16 protein-coding genes are annotated in these 15,155 nt (G+C 36.0%); 5 read left to right on the top strand and 11 right to left on the bottom strand.

Translation table 11 applies throughout. The features are described 5' to 3' along the window. The first annotated feature begins 339 nt into the window (after window positions 1–339). Window positions 340–519 carry a hypothetical protein gene (locus tag DRF59_RS10340; protein WP_115959399.1) on the top strand — a complete coding sequence of 60 codons (180 nt, stop codon included), beginning with the start codon at window positions 340–342 and terminating at the stop codon, window positions 517–519. A gap of 435 nt (window positions 520–954) precedes the next feature. Here the strand turns inward: DRF59_RS10340 and DRF59_RS10345 are convergent, their stop codons facing one another. The 7 genes from DRF59_RS10345 to DRF59_RS10375 all read right to left on the bottom strand — a co-directional run bounded on the left by DRF59_RS10345 (window position 955) and on the right by DRF59_RS10375 (window position 8,989). Next, entirely contained in the window at window positions 955–2,313 is a 1,359-nt protein-coding gene (locus DRF59_RS10345) for a M20/M25/M40 family metallo-hydrolase (protein WP_115959401.1), read from the bottom strand. A gap of 2 nt (window positions 2,314–2,315) precedes the next feature. Beyond that, window positions 2,316–3,677 carry a M20/M25/M40 family metallo-hydrolase gene (locus DRF59_RS10350; protein WP_115959403.1) on the bottom strand — a complete coding sequence of 454 codons (1,362 nt, stop codon included), beginning with the start codon at window positions 3,675–3,677 and terminating at the stop codon, window positions 2,316–2,318. A 1-nt stretch (window position 3,678) separates the two neighbouring features. Continuing rightward, window positions 3,679–5,085 (bottom strand): M28 family peptidase, encoded by a 1,407-nt coding sequence (locus DRF59_RS10355; protein WP_115959405.1) that lies wholly within the window; start codon window positions 5,083–5,085, stop codon window positions 3,679–3,681. A gap of 55 nt (window positions 5,086–5,140) precedes the next feature. Then, a complete protein-coding gene (locus DRF59_RS10360) occupies window positions 5,141–6,385 on the bottom strand; it encodes a DUF1015 domain-containing protein (RefSeq protein ID WP_115959407.1) in 1,245 nt (414 codons plus the stop codon). Between the two features lie 2 nt (window positions 6,386–6,387). Continuing rightward, window positions 6,388–7,353, bottom strand: coding sequence for a D-2-hydroxyacid dehydrogenase (locus DRF59_RS10365; protein WP_115959409.1), 966 nt, complete (start codon window positions 7,351–7,353; stop codon window positions 6,388–6,390). A 106-nt stretch (window positions 7,354–7,459) separates the two neighbouring features. Beyond that, window positions 7,460–8,524: a 3-phosphoserine/phosphohydroxythreonine transaminase gene (gene serC, locus DRF59_RS10370; RefSeq protein ID WP_115959411.1), complete on the bottom strand. Its 1,065-nt coding sequence runs from the start codon at window positions 8,522–8,524 to the stop codon at window positions 7,460–7,462. A 114-nt stretch (window positions 8,525–8,638) separates the two neighbouring features. Beyond that, complete coding sequence (locus DRF59_RS10375; protein ID WP_115959413.1) at window positions 8,639–8,989, bottom strand: 4Fe-4S dicluster domain-containing protein; 351 nt, start codon at window positions 8,987–8,989, stop codon at window positions 8,639–8,641. Between the two features lie 59 nt (window positions 8,990–9,048). Between DRF59_RS10375 and DRF59_RS10380 the strand changes: the two genes are divergently transcribed. Genes DRF59_RS10380 through DRF59_RS10390 form a run of 3 tightly spaced genes read left to right on the top strand, consistent with a single transcriptional unit; the run spans window position 9,049 to window position 11,292 of the window. Next, on the top strand, window positions 9,049–10,083 hold the full coding sequence (locus DRF59_RS10380) for an acyl-CoA reductase (RefSeq protein ID WP_115959415.1): 1,035 nt from the start codon (window positions 9,049–9,051) through the stop codon (window positions 10,081–10,083). Between the two features lie 41 nt (window positions 10,084–10,124). Further along, window positions 10,125–10,571, top strand: coding sequence for a peptidylprolyl isomerase (locus DRF59_RS10385; protein WP_115959417.1), 447 nt, complete (start codon window positions 10,125–10,127; stop codon window positions 10,569–10,571). A 31-nt stretch (window positions 10,572–10,602) separates the two neighbouring features. After that, on the top strand, window positions 10,603–11,292 hold the full coding sequence (locus tag DRF59_RS10390) for a Bax inhibitor-1/YccA family protein (RefSeq protein WP_115959419.1): 690 nt from the start codon (window positions 10,603–10,605) through the stop codon (window positions 11,290–11,292). A gap of 330 nt (window positions 11,293–11,622) precedes the next feature. Here the strand turns inward: DRF59_RS10390 and DRF59_RS10395 are convergent, their stop codons facing one another. From DRF59_RS10395 to DRF59_RS10410, 4 genes are all read right to left on the bottom strand, one after another. Beyond that, a complete protein-coding gene (locus tag DRF59_RS10395; protein WP_115959421.1) occupies window positions 11,623–11,871 on the bottom strand; it encodes a DUF6952 family protein in 249 nt (82 codons plus the stop codon). Next, a complete protein-coding gene (locus tag DRF59_RS10400) occupies window positions 11,871–12,179 on the bottom strand; it encodes a thioredoxin family protein (protein WP_115959423.1) in 309 nt (102 codons plus the stop codon). Before DRF59_RS10400 ends, DRF59_RS10395 begins: the two co-directional genes overlap by 1 nt. Window positions 12,180–12,295: 116 nt before the next feature. Beyond that, a complete protein-coding gene (locus tag DRF59_RS10405; protein ID WP_101237845.1) occupies window positions 12,296–12,928 on the bottom strand; it encodes a peroxiredoxin in 633 nt (210 codons plus the stop codon). Window positions 12,929–13,121: 193 nt separating this feature from the next. Continuing rightward, on the bottom strand, window positions 13,122–14,315 hold the full coding sequence (locus DRF59_RS10410) for a pyridoxal phosphate-dependent aminotransferase (protein ID WP_115959425.1): 1,194 nt from the start codon (window positions 14,313–14,315) through the stop codon (window positions 13,122–13,124). 195 nt (window positions 14,316–14,510) lie between these two features. Between DRF59_RS10410 and rsmG the strand changes: the two genes are divergently transcribed. Beyond that, window positions 14,511–15,146 carry a 16S rRNA (guanine(527)-N(7))-methyltransferase RsmG gene (gene rsmG, locus DRF59_RS10415; RefSeq protein ID WP_115959427.1) on the top strand — a complete coding sequence of 212 codons (636 nt, stop codon included), beginning with the start codon at window positions 14,511–14,513 and terminating at the stop codon, window positions 15,144–15,146. Window positions 15,147–15,155: the final 9 nt, after the last annotated feature.

The raw sequence follows: 15,155 nt of genomic DNA on the forward strand, positions 1-15,155 counted from the left end.
AAACTGAAAATCCACAGAAAACCTCTTTTCTCATCCTTAGTGTTTTTTTATAATTTTTTCTCAGTATTTTACATGCTAATTTCATGCCAAAGTGAGAATTTCTTGAGTGTAGCGGTGTTTTTATGCAGTGTAAAGTCTTGTATATTAGTTGTTTTTAATTATTGCTTTTGTGATTTATTTCCTTAAACAAAGAAAAATAATTATTTTTATATTAAACTACTGCATGAAAACAAACACTTTCAAAAATAGGAAAGAATTTGCAGTTACATAAAAGTATTGTAAATTTAATTATACATTCAGATTTCTTTCAGTTAGTTTTTAAATAGAAAAATAAATTCAATGACTATTCAAGAAACCTTGGAAGAGTACCTTAATACTTCTATAGATAATCTTTTACGACTTGTAGAAGATTATTGCTGGAATCCAATTTCCATAAATAGAGTATTTATTTTAACTGATTTTAATGAGCTTAAAAGAACTCTAATCCTTTTTATTTCAGAAGCTGGGGTAACAAGATAAATAGATCTAAAAGAAGGTTTTCATTTGAAGAGGTTGTTAGAATTTTAAATAGTGAGTACCATGACCTGTATGATGTTAACCTGTATATTTTCAAAACAAATAAGAAAGAAACTGTGATTGAAATTCTATATTATAGAAAGTCAAATCTAGAACCTGATTATTTTATTACTGTACAAAATAATCCTCCTATGTTTCACTCTAAAATATCAACACCTTTTTATGTATTGGAAGGGGAAAGGTTTGATGTAAACTGGAACTCAGAATTAAAGCTAGATCATATATGGAAGAGTTTGCTATACAGATTTATGAACAAAAAGAAATCTTAAACGATAAAGTTGTTGAACAGCCTGTAAATAAGGCAGAATACTGTTACTAAAAAGCCCATACAAATCCGGCTTCGGACTTATATGAGCTTCCTGTTTATTTGATGTTTTACTACCAGTTTTTGTCAATCATATAAATAAGCTGGGTCATTGCTGCGGCACCCAATAAAAGCTCTCTTCTGTTTACTTTCTCAAAAGTATCTTCTTCAGTATGATGAATATCGAAATATCTTTGAGAGTCCGGCATCAGCTCAGCGGCGGGAATTCCCATATCATGAAGTGGATAAAGATCTGTACCGGAGAATCGTTCCTCAAAATTGTATACTCCATAAGGGAGGAATAATTTTGACCAACTCTGGATTTCTTTTCTTCTGGCATCATCCATATCCAGGGCAATTCCTCTTGGAGCAAAGCCGCCGGCATCAGATTCAATAGCAAAAAGATGCTTTTCATTCTTCTCTTTTATTGTTTTACCATATTGAATACCTCCTTTAACTCCATTTTCTTCATTAGCAAAACATACTACTCTGATCGTATGGTTATTCTGTATTCCTAATTTTTTGAAAGTTCTCAGCACTTCAATGCTCTGAACAATTCCGGCACCATCATCATGTGCTCCTTCACCAACATCCCAGGAATCAAGATGTCCGCCGACAACGATTACACTTTGATCTTTTTTACCTGTGATCTCGCCAATAACAGAGTAGGAGAGCTTTTCTCCTTTCATTCCACAGTTGGAATTAAGTTTTGCTGTTATTTTCTGACTTTTTAATAAAGCTTCCAGTTCGTCCGCAGTAGTACTTCCGATGGCTACCGCAGGTATTTTAGAGACTTGGTCTTCATAGCGCATAGCTCCGGTATGTGGTATATCATCAAAAGCAGACGATAAAGAGCGGATGATTGCAAATTTACCTCCTTTTTTAGCCGTTAAAGAAGCTGCTGTTGTTCTGTATTTTGCAGCATCACTATATCCTTTAAATGTTTCTATAAAAGACTGGCTGAAAGGATAGTTGAAGAACACGATTTTATCTTTAACCTTTTCAGCAGGAAGTTTGTCATATTCTTCCATAGATTTTACCATGATGATTTCTCCCGAAACATCTTTTCCGCCGGTTCCTTCAGAATTACCCAAAGAAAGCATTTTAAGGCTTTTCCAGTTTCCGCCGGAAGTTTTGATATGCAGTGATTCTTTGCCTCTTTCCCAAACAGGAATCATGACTTCCTGGAGCCAGACTTTATCAGCTCCGGCGTCACGGAGTTTCTGCTCAGCCCATTTTACAGATTTTTCATAAGCCTCTGACCCGCTTAAGCGATGGCCAATGGTTTTCGTAAGCTCTCTCAACTCAGTATATCCTTTTCCATTATTTAAAATTTCATTGGAAATTTTTTTAAATTGAACCGAGTCTTCTTTAGATTGGCTGAAAACAGTCACTCCCAAAAGCAATAATGTTGTTCCTAATATCTTTTTCATTGTTACCAATTTTTATCGATCATATAAATAAGTTGTGTCATAACGGTTGAACCCAGAAGTAATTCCCTGCGGTTTACTTTTTCAAAAGTATCTTCTTCAGTGTGGTGAATATCAAAATAACGCTGCGGGTCAGGAACGAGTTCTGCAGTAGGAACTCCTTCTTCATGGAGCGGGGCAATGTCTGACCCCGAATATTTTCCTTCAAAATTATAAACACCATAAGGCAGGAAAAGATTTATCCAGCTTTTAATCTGATTTCTTCTGGTATCATCCATTTCCAGTGAAATACCTCTCGGTGAAAAGCCTCCTGCATCGGATTCTATGGCAAATAGATGTTTTTCATTGTTTTCTTTAGCAGTTTTAGCATACTGTTTTCCTCCTTTGGTTCCATTTTCTTCGTTCGCAAAGCAAACAACACGAATCGTATGGTTATTCTCTATTCTTAATTTTTTGAAAGTTCTCAGCACTTCAATGCTCTGGACAATTCCGGCGCCGTCATCATGAGCGCCTTCGCCTACATCCCATGAGTCCAGATGGCCACCAACTACAATCACATCCTGGTCTTTTTTACCGGTGATTTCACCAATCACAGAGTAGGAGCGTCTTTCCCCTTTCATTCCACAATTGGAGTTAAGCTTTGCTGTTATATTCTGCATTTTTAACAGGTTTTCCAGCTCATCTGCGGAAGTATTTCCTATGGCAATAGCAGGGACTTTGGGAATCCCCTCTTCATAACGCATAGCTCCGGTATGAGGTACATCATCAAATGCCGAAGAAAGAGATCTGATAATGGCAAATTTACCTTCTTTTTTTGCCGTCAAAGTAGCGGCAGTGCGCCTGTAAGCACCTGCATCCCGGTAAGCGATAAAGGTCTGTATATGAGCCTGATTAAAAGGATAATTAAAAAAGACAATCTTGCCCTTTACTTTTTCTGCAGGAAGTTTGTCATACTCTTCCATAGATTTCACCATAATGATCTCTCCCGAAACATCTTTTCCACCGATCCCTTCAGAATTTCCCAAAGAAAGCATTTTAAGGCTTTTCCAGTTTCCGTTGGAAGTTTTGATATGCAGTGATTCTTTGCCTCTTTCCCAAACAGGAATTATTACTTCCTGGAGCCAGACCTTGTCAGCACCTGCATCCCGGAGTTTCTGTTCTGCCCATTTTACGGATTTTTCATAAGCTTCAGAACCGCTTAACCGGTGTCCGATGGTTTTAGTAAGTTCTTTTAGTTCGTTATATCCTTTTCCGTTGTTTAGGATTTCTGTAGATATCCTGCTAAATTGCAGGGAATCTTCTTTCGCCTGGCCGGATAGGATAATTGTCCCTAGTATTAATAAGGATAAGCTGATGATCTTTTTCATATTACCAGTTTTTATCAACCATAAAGATCATTTGTGTCATTGCAGCAGCTCCGAGAAGAAGCTCTCTTTTATTTACTTTATCGAAGGTATCTTGTTCGGAATGATGGTAATCGAAATACCTTTGGGTGTCTACAACAAGTTCTGCCAAAGGAATATCCAGTTTTTTTAAAGGTGTGATATCCTGAATTGCATCTGTCTGATCAAAATCATAAACACCGTAAGGAAGGAAATATTCTTTCCAGGGATATACCAGTCTTCTCCTTTGGGATGACATATCTAAGGAAAAACCTCGTGGAGAATAGCCTCCAGCATCTGTTCCCAAAGCAAATATATGTTTTTCTTCTTTCTTTTTCACATAAGCGGCATACATTTCACGGCCCTGTCCTCCGTTTTCACTGTTAGCATATAAAACTACCCGGATGGTGTGATTATTCTGATATCCCAATGCTTTCAATGTTCTTAAAACTTCGATACACTGGGCGACACCCGTTCCATCGTCAATAGCCCCTTCACCAATATCCCATGAATCAAGCTGAGCACCTAAAACAATCACTTTAGAGTCTTTTTTGCCTTGAATTTCAGCAATAACATTGGGGTTTGTAGTGTCTCCTTTTGATTCGGCTGTCATATTAATTTTAGCCGTAACTTTTTGTTTTTTTAATGTTTTTTCCAATTCATCTGCTGACCTTACCCCTATTGATAGAGCAGGAATTTTAACTTTATCATCCGGTTCATAGTAAATCATCTTGGCATGAGGTGTATCGTCATTAGCGGTAGTTAATGATCTTATAATTAATGCTTTTGCTCCTGTTTTAGCAATTACTGAAGCGGAAATTAATTTTGATTTTGCAGTAAGTAAATAAGAATCACTGGTGTTGATGATTTTTGGGTCCATGGGAACATTTACGAAAACTATTTTGTCTTTTAACTGGCCTATTGACATGGCATTAAGCTCTGTAGTGGAATTAATTAAAACAATTTCACCTGTCAGATCTTTTCCACCTGTTCCTTCAGAATTTCCGAAAGAAAGCATTCTGATATTTTTCCAGTCTCCGTTTCCTGCTTTTATCTGTAAAGATTCTTTTCCCCTGATCCAGACGGGAGCTTTAGCTTCTTGCCGCCAGATCATCTCAATACCGATTTCCTTAAACTTTTTTTCTGCCCATTCTACCGCTTTTGTATAACCGGGAGTAGCACTGAAACGTGGACCGATACCTTTTGTGAGTTCCCTGAGGTTATCATAAGCCCGGCCATTGGTCATGATCTCATCTGAAATCTTCTTAAATTCATCGTGATAATTTAATTTTACAGGAATTGCCGTTTTACCGGTACTTTTTTTCTGGGGCTTTTTTTGAGAAAATAAAAATCCACTCAAAAAGAGTGGAAGTATAATGAATATTTTTTTCATTTATTATTTACCTTTCTTTTTCCGATGATAAAAGTAGGGAAAAAATAGGAATTTATTAAGGTTTCATGTCATACATTAATAAAGCTGTAACTAACTTTGGCTCAATGAATGTGCATTTTGGAGGCATACTCAGTTTTAAGTCTGAAATCTTGATCATATCATTAAAACTTACAGGATAAATTCCAAAACCAACTTTACCTTCACCACTGTCTACCTTTTCTTTTAAAAGATTGATTCCCGTCAGATTGGAAGTTCCTTTTACATAGGAAATGAGCTCAGAACTGTCCGGATCTTCAATTTTTAAAATACTTTTGAAAATATATTTATCCAAAAGATGGTGGTCAAGGTTGTCGAGAGACATTTCTTTTGAGCGCAGGTCATGTTTCACGTGAAGAGAATAAAACTTGCCATCAAGATACATTGAGATGTGAAACTTCTGAGAAGGGAAGTAAGGAGTTTCTCCTTTTTCGTGGATCAGAAAATACTGTTCAAGCTCTTTCAGGAACTGCTCGCTGGAAAGACCATTCAGATCATGTAAAATTCTGTTGTAATCATGAATTTTAATGGACTGGTTTGATACAATAAAGCTATATACAAAGTTATAATGCTCTGTTCCGTTGTGTCTTTTATTTTTCTCTTTCTGACGTTTTGCATTCAATGCAGTGGAGCCGATTCTATGGTGTCCGTCAGCAATATAAAAAGAATCGATCTGATCAATTACCTCTTTAAACTGCTGAAGCTTCAGACGGTTATCTATTCTCCAGATTTTATGTCTGATACCGATAGAATCCACATGATTGAAAATAGGGACATTCTTTTCCTCATGATTCATCAGCAATTCAATTTTAGAATTGGCAGGATAGGTAAGCAATACGGGCTCTGCCTGCAGGCTTACTTTTTCGAGATAATGTGCCAGCTTTTCTTTTTTCTGGGGAATAGTACTTTCATGTCTTTTGATTTTTCCATTCCAGAAATCTTCGATACTGGCTAATCCCAGGAGTCCCCGGAAAACCTGTTTGTTGGGATAGATCTGCTCATAAAGATAATAAGCTGAACTGTCCTGGACCAATTTTTTTTCATCCAGAAGTTCTTCAAAAGTAGAACGGATTTTTCTTAGATTCCGGTCAATATCTTTGGATTTACTTACAACATAGGGTTTGATCATATTGATGTAAGTATTCTCAACTTGAGCCTTCTCTGCGATTTCTTCCTGGGTAAAATTATCCAGTGGATGGGTAGGGAAGGTACTCTCCAGGTCTCTATGAGGTCGTATTCCACGGAAAGGTTTAAAAACAGGCATATTTATCTTATAGTTTCTTTTTGTAGCTTAATAATTTGTTCTGCAAGTTCAACTCCGATTTTCTCTTGCGCATCTACTGTATTTCCTCCTACATGGGGGGAAAGTGATAGTGCCGGATTCATTAATAAAGGCAATTCCGGGTTAGGTTCATTTTCAAAAACATCCAATGCTGCTCCCGCTACTTTACCTGATTCGATAAAGTCTATCAATGCCACTTCATTTATAACACCGCCTCTTGCAGTATTAACAATATATACTCCATCTTTCATTTTTTCAAACTGAGATGTGTTTATAATATATTCATTTGTTTTTGGAGTATTAATACTTATAAAATCAGCATCCTTAAGGAATGCATCCATATCATTAGTAGACGTGATCTCGAAATTAACAGATTGTCCGTCGAAAAAATTAAGTGTAAGGACTTCTGTTTTCGGGCTTCTGGTCAGTACCTGTACCTTCATTCCCAATGAGATTCCGATCTTCACGACTTCCTGGCCTATACTTCCAAAGCCAATAACCCCTAATGTCTTTCCTGAAAGTTCATAAGCATTGCTGAATGACTTTTTCATAGCATTGAAGTGGGTTTCACCCTCCAGAGGCATCAGCCTGTTAGATTCATGAAGGAATCTTGCTAATGAAAGGAAGTGTCCGAATACCAGTTCTGCTACAGATTTGGAAGAAGCTGTAGGGGTATTGATTACCTTAATCCCTTTGTTTTTTGCATATTCCACATCAATATTATCCATTCCAATACCACCTCTTCCTATGACTTGCAGGCCGGGACATGCATCAATCAGGTCTTGTCTTACTTTTGTTGCACTTCTTACCAAAAGAACATCTACATTATTATCATTAATAAATTTAATAACGTGATCTTGGGCGACTCTATTGTCCAGGACTTCAATTCCGGCTTCTTTCAGAGCCTGTTCTCCTGCTTTTGAAATTCCGTCGTTTGCTAAAACTTTCATGTGCTATCTTATTACAGATGTTAGACTTTAGTTCCCAGATAGCAGCCCTCTGCTATCTGGTATTTGTTGTCTTATATCCTTTTATTTTTCGGTTGCCTAAGATAAGTTATTTTATCGACTTCATTACATCTACCAAAACCTGTACACTTTCAATAGTCAAAGCATTGTATAAGCTGGCTCTGTACCCGCCTAAACTTCTGTGACCATTAAGCCCGCTGATTCCTGCTGCTTTCCATGCATTGTCAAATTCTTCTTTTTTGCTTTCATCTGTAATTTTGAAAGAAACATTCATTAATGAACGGTCTTCCTGCACGCAGAAGGTTTCAAATAACGGATTGTTGTCTATCTCGTCATATAGAAGTTTGGCTTTGGCCTCGTTTCTTTTTTCTGCAGCTGCAATTCCCCCATTCTTTTCAAGGTGCTGAAGAGTAAGTAAAGATGCATATACAGGGAATACCGGTGGGGTATTGTACATGGATTCTTTATTGATATGCTGGGAATAATCCAGCATAGACAACATATTTTCTCTTCCGGTTTTGCCTAGAATTTCTTTTTTTACAACAACCAGGGTTACTCCTGCCGGGCCCATATTTTTCTGAGCTCCTGCGTAAATCAGGTCAAATTTTGAGAAATCCAGCTGTCTGGAGAAAATATCAGAACTCATATCACATACCATCAGGGTATCTACTTCAGGAAAAGTTTTCATTTGAGTTCCGTAAATTGTATTGTTGGAGGTACAGTGAAAATAGTCATATTCTGAACCTACCGTATAATTTTTAGGGATAAATGAATAATTTTCTTCTTTTGAAGAACCTACGACATCTACATTTCCTAATTTTTTTGCTTCTTTGATTGCGCCGGCTGCCCAGGTTCCTGTATCCAGATAAGCTGCCTTACCTCCAACTTTTAACAGATTGTACGGAACCATGGCAAACTGCATGCTGGCACCACCACCAAGATAAAGCACTTCATAGTCATCACCAAGATTCATTAATCTTTTTACAATAGCACGTGCTTCATCCATTACGGCTACGAAATCCTTACTTCTATGTGAAATTTCAAGAAGTGATAATCCAATTCCATTAAAATCTAAAATAGCCTGTGCTGATTTTTCAAATACTTCCTGAGGTAAAATACACGGTCCTGCGCTGAAGTTGTGCTTCTTGTTCATATTTTTTTATTTTTTTGGTTGTTGCCTGGATTTTCATCCCTGCGGTTTGCTTTTATTCTGTTTTTTGAATTTATGGTTAAAAAAACCGCCTCACAGATCATGAGACGGACTTTTTTATTCGCCGTGTAAAAATGCTTTTTTATTAAGCAGAGTTTCTTCAGATTCTACATGATCTTCATCCGGGATACAGCAGTCTACAGGACATACAGCTGCACACTGTGGCTCTTCATGGAAGCCTTTGCATTCCGTACACTTATCTGTTACAATGAAATATACATCATCACTTACAGGTTCCTGTGGTGCATCAGCATCTACAGTAAGTCCCGACGGCATTGTAATCGTACCTTTAAGGGAAGTACCATCAGAAGCTTTCCAGTCTACAGCTCCTTCATATATTGCATTATTTGGGCATTCCGGTTCACAAGCCCCACAGTTAATGCATTCATCAGTTATTTTAATAGCCATCGCTAATTTTTTTTAAATTTGCACAAAATTACAAAATATTCCCCAATTTTAAAGTAATTATGAATACCGAAAATCAAGTTTTAGGACTTATTAAATTAAGTGATTATATCAAAGCGTTTTTATCGAAAAAACAAGAGCAGTATAATGAGGATGATGCAAATATTGAATTATTGTTAAAAAAATCCGAAATAGAGAATCCGTGGTTTACCATTGATAATCAGAAATTTGCTTTGCAGCAATGGTGTGATCTGTTAACAGAGGAAAACATCCGAAACTGGATTAAAAATTATTCAATCTCTAAAGTTTCAAAGAGAGTAGGGCTTATTTTAGCAGGGAATATTCCTTTAGTAGGTTTTCATGATGTGGTTTCTGTAGTGCTGAGTAATCATATTCCGGTAATTAAACTGTCTTCAAAAGATAAATACATGATTCCCTTTCTGTTGAAAAAATGGAATGAATTTTCTGATGGTGCTGTGTTGTTTGAATTTGTAGAAAAGCTGGAAAACTTTGATGCGGTAATTGCTACAGGAAGTAATAATACAGCAAGATATCTTGAGTACTATTTTAAAGATCACCTGAACATCATCCGTAAAAACCGAACTTCAATTGCGGTTTTAAAAGGTGATGAAACTGATGAAGAGCTCCAGCTTCTGGCTAAGGATATTTTCCAGTATTTCGGACTAGGATGCCGTAATGTAACCAGGCTTTTTATACCACATGATTTTGTAATTGACAGGTTATTTGAAAACTTTTTAGACTTCAAGGATATTATCAATCATAATAAATATGCCAATAATTATGATTATAACAGGGCGGTGTATCTTTTGAATCAGGAGAAGTTCTGGGATAATAATTTTGTAATGCTGAAGGAAGATGAGAAACTGTTCAGTCCACTTTCGGTCATCAATTTCAGCAGATACAATACTCTGGAAGATGTTAAACGTTTTATATCAGATCATGAGGAAGATATTCAGTGTGTGGTAGGAAAAGAAGAATTAGAGCTAAATTCTGTTCTGTTTGGAGAAGCTCAGAATCCGGGCCTTGATACTTACGCAGATAATGTTGATACCATGAAATTTTTAGAAGTGGTTTGATTTTCGTATCTTCCATCAATTATTTCACCAAATAACAAAATATGAAAAGAATATTTTTAAGTCTTTCCATTGCTGCAGCACCTTTTTTGTTAGCACAGAAAGTAGTAGGGCTGGAAATTAAAGAGCCTCAAAAGAAAGAGCAGCCTGCAGTAATCAGTAAAGATAAAGTTAAGATGTACAATGACAATTTTCAGAAATTTGTCATTGCAGTGCAGTCTTCTGACCGTGCAGCAGTTGATCAATTGCTTTCAGATAAAGTAAAAGAGATTGTCACGGATGATGTTCTAAAAAAAGTAAAAGAAGGGATTGATCCCAGCCAGAAGCTTGAGGTTTCAAAAGTGGGGTATTATGTCACAATGGACGGTTCCAGTCATCCTAATATCAAATATAAATATGCCGGTGATTCTACTTCGCAAGAAGTTGTAAGTGCTGTATTTGAGGATGGTGGTAAAATCCTGGGAGTGATGCCGGTGAAAAAAGAACCGTAAAATGATTTGATTAAATTAAAAAATATTAACTATGATGACAGATGTTTTAGTCGCTCATTCTTCAGAAGTGGAAAAGGCGAATTTTTACAGGAAAACGTATTTACACGTTGCTTTATCAATTCTTGCGTTTATAGGAGTTGAAACTATTTTGTTGAAAACCGTGCCGGTAGAGATTATTGCGATGATGTTCGGTCAAAGGTATATCTGGCTGCTGATCATTGGTGTTTTTTGGCTGGCTTCCATTTTAGCTTCTAAGTGGTCTCTTTCACAAAGTAAATCTACACAGTATCTTGGTTTAGGGTTTTATATCCTGCTGGAAGCTGTTATTTTTATGCCTCTGCTTTTTATTGCTACCAATATGCAGGGAGGAGGGAACGTTATTTTTCAGGCGGCTACCTTAACGATTGCTATGTTTGCCGGTATTTCTGCAGTTGCATTTACTTCAAAAAGGGATTTTTCGTTCCTGAGAAATATTATCGTAATCGGAGGCTTTATTTCACTTGGGCTAATTGCAGGTGGAATGCTATTCGGTTTTAATTTAGGGCTATGGTTCTCTGTGGGAATGGTAATCCTGGCTTCTGCAACGATATTATACCAGACGAGTAAATTAAAAGACTCATATGGTACTAATCAATACGTGGGAGCTGCATTACAGCTTTTTGCTTCTATTATGCTTTTATTTTGGTATATATTAAGTATTTTGATGAGCAGAAGAAACTAACTAATGTCCGATAATGAATAAGAATTTTTTATTCATTTAATGCATATTCCCGGTGATGCTGTCACCGGGCTTTTATTTTCTGACCGGAATATATTTGTGAATGGTTATGAATAGAGTGAAAGTGTTTCTGGGTTTCCCTACTGAAACCAAAAATCCTGATGATACATCATCAGGATTTTTGGTTATTCTTTAATATGACCCATGTCAATACTAACTCCATATTGAAGTTATTAGTGTTTGAAAAAGATTATTAAAGAATAGAGAGAAGTATAGTTATGAGAAAACTCAGATATGTTGTGTTTTTTTTAGGCTGAATAATTTAAAAAAAAATTATTTGTCAATAGAGCCTAAAACTTTTTGTGCAAAGGAATTTAAAGCATCTTTTTCGCTCATTCCATTCTGTACATTAGCATGAACTTCCAAAGCTCCGCAGATGTTAGTGATTAATTCCCCTGCAACATTTAAATCCTCTTCGCTTGTTCCTCGGAATTCACAGAAACTTTCCAGTACTTCCAACGTTTTTTCAAGGTTTTCAGGACTCTGATTCTGATAAAATTGTCTGATTACAGGTAACTTCATTATGATAATTCGTTAAAAAGGTTAATTAAGCTTTCAGCCTGGTTAGACTGAACCTGGTTTACCAGTTCACCATTTTTAAAAATAGCGAAAGTGGGAAGGTTGTCTACTTTTGCTAATTTTCTGCTTTCAGGAAGCTTTTCAGCATCTACATAAAGGAAAGGAATATTTTCGTTCTCTGATGCTAATTTTTTAAATTTAGGCTTCATGATTCTACAGTTTCCACACCATGTTGCTCCATATTGAACAACTACTTTTTCATTGTCATTTACAATATTTTGTAGTGTATCTTCAGTTAATTCAGTGTACATAAGTCTATTTTTTTTATAAAAATAAACAATGTAACAATCTAAAAATTATCAATCCAACAATTCAAAAGAGATTGCTATACTGTTAGATTGTTACATTGTAATATTAAATTAAGATATTAATTTTTTGCCAGGTATTCTGCAGTAGAAGTTCTGTCTGCTTTCATTGCTTCTTTTCCTTCTTCCCAGTTTGCAGGACATACTTCACCATGTTTCTGAACGTGCGTATATGCATCGATCAATCTTAAGAATTCTTTTACATTTCTTCCCAGAGGCATATCATTTACTGCTTCATGGAAGATTTTTCCTGTTTCATCGATAAGGTAAGTAGCTCTGTATGTTACATTAGAACCTGTGAAAGTTTCGTTTCCTTCTTCATCATATTCAAAATCCTGATCTACAATTCCCAGGGTGTTTGCCAATTGTCTGTGAGTGTCAGCTAAAAGCGGGTAAGTAACTCCTTCAATACCTCCGTTGTCCTTCGGTGTGTTTAACCATGCAAAGTGTACCTCATTAGTATCACAAGACGCACCGATTACTTTAGTATTTCTTTTTTCGAATTCACCTAAAGCTTCCTGAAAAGCGTGAAGCTCAGTAGGACAAACAAATGTGAAATCTTTCGGATACCAGAATAAAAGAACTTTTTGCTGGTTGTTTACTGCTTCATCAAGGATGTTGATTCTAAGATCATCACCCATTTCTGACATGGCGTCAATTGTTAAATTTGGGAATTTTTTTCCTACTAAAGACATAATTTTCTGTTTTTATATTTAATTTTCTTATGCAAATATATGAAGATTCATCTATCAAACAATTTATTTTCGATAAATAAAATCTATAATTGTTTTTAGGTCTGTTTTTAAATAAAAAGCCTTATTTCAGGGTTTTTATGCTTATTTTAATAGTTAAATATTCTTATTAAATGAATTTTTTTACTGCTCTTATTTAGCTGAATTGTTCAAGAAGGTTTTTGATGCGCTTCATTGCTTCTCTCAGGTCTTCCTCGGAAGCAGCATAAGAGAACCGGATACATTCCGGACTTCCGAAAGACAGTCCGCCAACACATCCTACATGGGCATTTTCTAAAAGGAACATAGCAAAGTCATCTGAATTTTTTATTTCAGTTCCATTCAGTGTCTTGCCAATATAATAAGAGATGTCCGGAAAGAAATAAAAAGCAGCTTTAGGAAGCAATACCTTAAATCCAGGAATTTCTTTAATCAGTTCATAGACAAGATCCCTTCTTTTTTTAAAAGCATCAATCATATATTTATACTCAGACGGATCTGTCTGTAAAGCTGTAATAGAAGCTCTTTGAGCCATGGTGTTAGCACCGCTTGTCATCTGTCCCTGAACTTTTTCACAAGCTTTTGCCAGCCATTCCGGGCATGCGGAATAACCTATTCTCCATCCGGTCATTGCATATGCTTTAGACATTCCGTTAATTACTGCTGTCTGTTCGTATACCTCCGGAAATTGAGCAATTGAGGTGGTTTTTGTTTCATAGTTTATGAATTCATAAATCTCATCTGAGATTACAGTGATCTTCGGATATTTGGCAATCACTTTTGCAAGCGATTTTAATTCGTCATAAGTATAATATCCTCCTGAAGGGTTACATGGAGAGCTGAAAAGGATAGCTTTTGTTTTGTCTGTAATGGCCTCTTCCAGTTGTTCTGCCGTAATCTTAAAATCTGTTACATAAGAGGTGGGAAGCATTACGGAGGATCCGCCCATCATTTTTACCATCTCGTCATAGCTTACCCAGTAAGGAGCAGGCAATAATACTTCATCACCATCATTAATAATGGCAGCAAGAACATTTAAAATAGCTTGTTTAGCACCATTGGAAACGCATATCTGAGTAGGTTTGTATACTAATTGATTATCTCTTTTTAATTTATAGGCAATAGCTTCACGTAATTCAAGAAATCCCGGCACAGGAGAGTAGTGGCTGTAATTCTGATTGATAGCATCAAAAGCGGCCTGTTTTATATTGTCAGGAACATCAAAGTCCGGTTCGCCAAGAGTTAAACTGATTACATCAATCCCGTTGGCTTTCATTTCTCTCGCTTTGTTTGACATTACAAAAGTCTGTGAATATCCCAGTCTTTTTACTCTATCTGAAAGTTTATCCATGTTTTTTTCAATTTTAACAAATATATAATAAAAACGTCTTGCCGGGAAATAAAAGTCGGATCTGTTTAAGAGATTTTTATCAGGTTTTATGAAATAAAATCCAAAAAATTCTTTCCTGATTCTTAAAGCAAACCTGTGGTTAAAGTTTGAATTAAGCCAATAAAAAGTCTATTTTTGCTGATTATAATAAAACAGATGTCTACAACGTTACTATTAAAATATTTTCCCGATCTTACAGAGAAACAGCTGGAGCAGTTTGCCCAGCTGGAACAGCTTTACAATGAGTGGAATGAAAAGATTAATGTGATCTCAAGAAAAGATATGGAATCCCTGTATGAAAAGCATATCCTGCATTCATTAGGAATTGCAAAAGTTATGGAATTTGCACCGGGAACCAAAGTGTTGGATATTGGGACAGGTGGTGGTTTTCCGGGGATTCCCCTGGCAATATTATTTCCTGAAACTGATTTTACTTTAATTGATTCTATAGGTAAAAAAATCAGCGTTGTAAAAGCTGTAGCAGAAGGTGTAGGGCTAAAGAATGTAACCGCAATTCATGGAAGAGCAGAAAAGCTGAAAGAAAGATTCCATTTTGTAGTCAGCAGGGCAGTAACACAGATGCCTGAATTTTTGCGATGGCTGAAAGGAAAATTTGAAAAAGAACAGCTGAATATCAAGCATAATGGAATTTTATATTTAAAAGGTGGAGACCTTGCAGAGGAGCTTGCCGGAATTAAATGTGAAATTTTTAATCTTAAAAACTATTTTGATGAAGAGTTTTTTGATACTAAAAAAGTGGTTTATGTATCAAAAGGTAATTTTAATTCTTAATTTGTGTTA

Origin of the sequence: Chryseobacterium flavum (assembly GCF_003385595.1) — a bacterium.
Taxonomy (GTDB): Bacteria; Bacteroidota; Bacteroidia; order Flavobacteriales; family Weeksellaceae; genus Chryseobacterium; species Chryseobacterium flavum.

Coding starts and splice junctions, on each gene's coding strand:
- serC (WP_115959411.1), bottom strand. CDS start 8,524: ATGAACAAGAAGCACAACTTCAGCGCAGGACCGTGTATTTTACCTCAG.
- DRF59_RS10405 (WP_101237845.1), bottom strand. CDS start 12,928: ATGTCTTTAGTAGGAAAAAAATTCCCAAATTTAACAATTGACGCCATG.
- DRF59_RS10375 (WP_115959413.1), bottom strand. CDS start 8,989: ATGGCTATTAAAATAACTGATGAATGCATTAACTGTGGGGCTTGTGAA.
- DRF59_RS10395 (WP_115959421.1), bottom strand. CDS start 11,871: ATGAAGTTACCTGTAATCAGACAATTTTATCAGAATCAGAGTCCTGAA.
- DRF59_RS10360 (WP_115959407.1), bottom strand. CDS start 6,385: ATGCCTGTTTTTAAACCTTTCCGTGGAATACGACCTCATAGAGACCTG.
- DRF59_RS10365 (WP_115959409.1), bottom strand. CDS start 7,353: ATGAAAGTTTTAGCAAACGACGGAATTTCAAAAGCAGGAGAACAGGCT.
- DRF59_RS10410 (WP_115959425.1), bottom strand. CDS start 14,315: ATGGATAAACTTTCAGATAGAGTAAAAAGACTGGGATATTCACAGACT.
- DRF59_RS10390 (WP_115959419.1), top strand. CDS start 10,603: ATGATGACAGATGTTTTAGTCGCTCATTCTTCAGAAGTGGAAAAGGCG.
- rsmG (WP_115959427.1), top strand. CDS start 14,511: ATGTCTACAACGTTACTATTAAAATATTTTCCCGATCTTACAGAGAAA.
- DRF59_RS10385 (WP_115959417.1), top strand. CDS start 10,125: ATGAAAAGAATATTTTTAAGTCTTTCCATTGCTGCAGCACCTTTTTTG.
- DRF59_RS10355 (WP_115959405.1), bottom strand. CDS start 5,085: ATGAAAAAAATATTCATTATACTTCCACTCTTTTTGAGTGGATTTTTA.
- DRF59_RS10345 (WP_115959401.1), bottom strand. CDS start 2,313: ATGAAAAAGATATTAGGAACAACATTATTGCTTTTGGGAGTGACTGTT.
- DRF59_RS10340 (WP_115959399.1), top strand. CDS start 340: ATGACTATTCAAGAAACCTTGGAAGAGTACCTTAATACTTCTATAGAT.
- DRF59_RS10400 (WP_115959423.1), bottom strand. CDS start 12,179: ATGTACACTGAATTAACTGAAGATACACTACAAAATATTGTAAATGAC.
- DRF59_RS10380 (WP_115959415.1), top strand. CDS start 9,049: ATGAATACCGAAAATCAAGTTTTAGGACTTATTAAATTAAGTGATTAT.
- DRF59_RS10350 (WP_115959403.1), bottom strand. CDS start 3,677: ATGAAAAAGATCATCAGCTTATCCTTATTAATACTAGGGACAATTATC.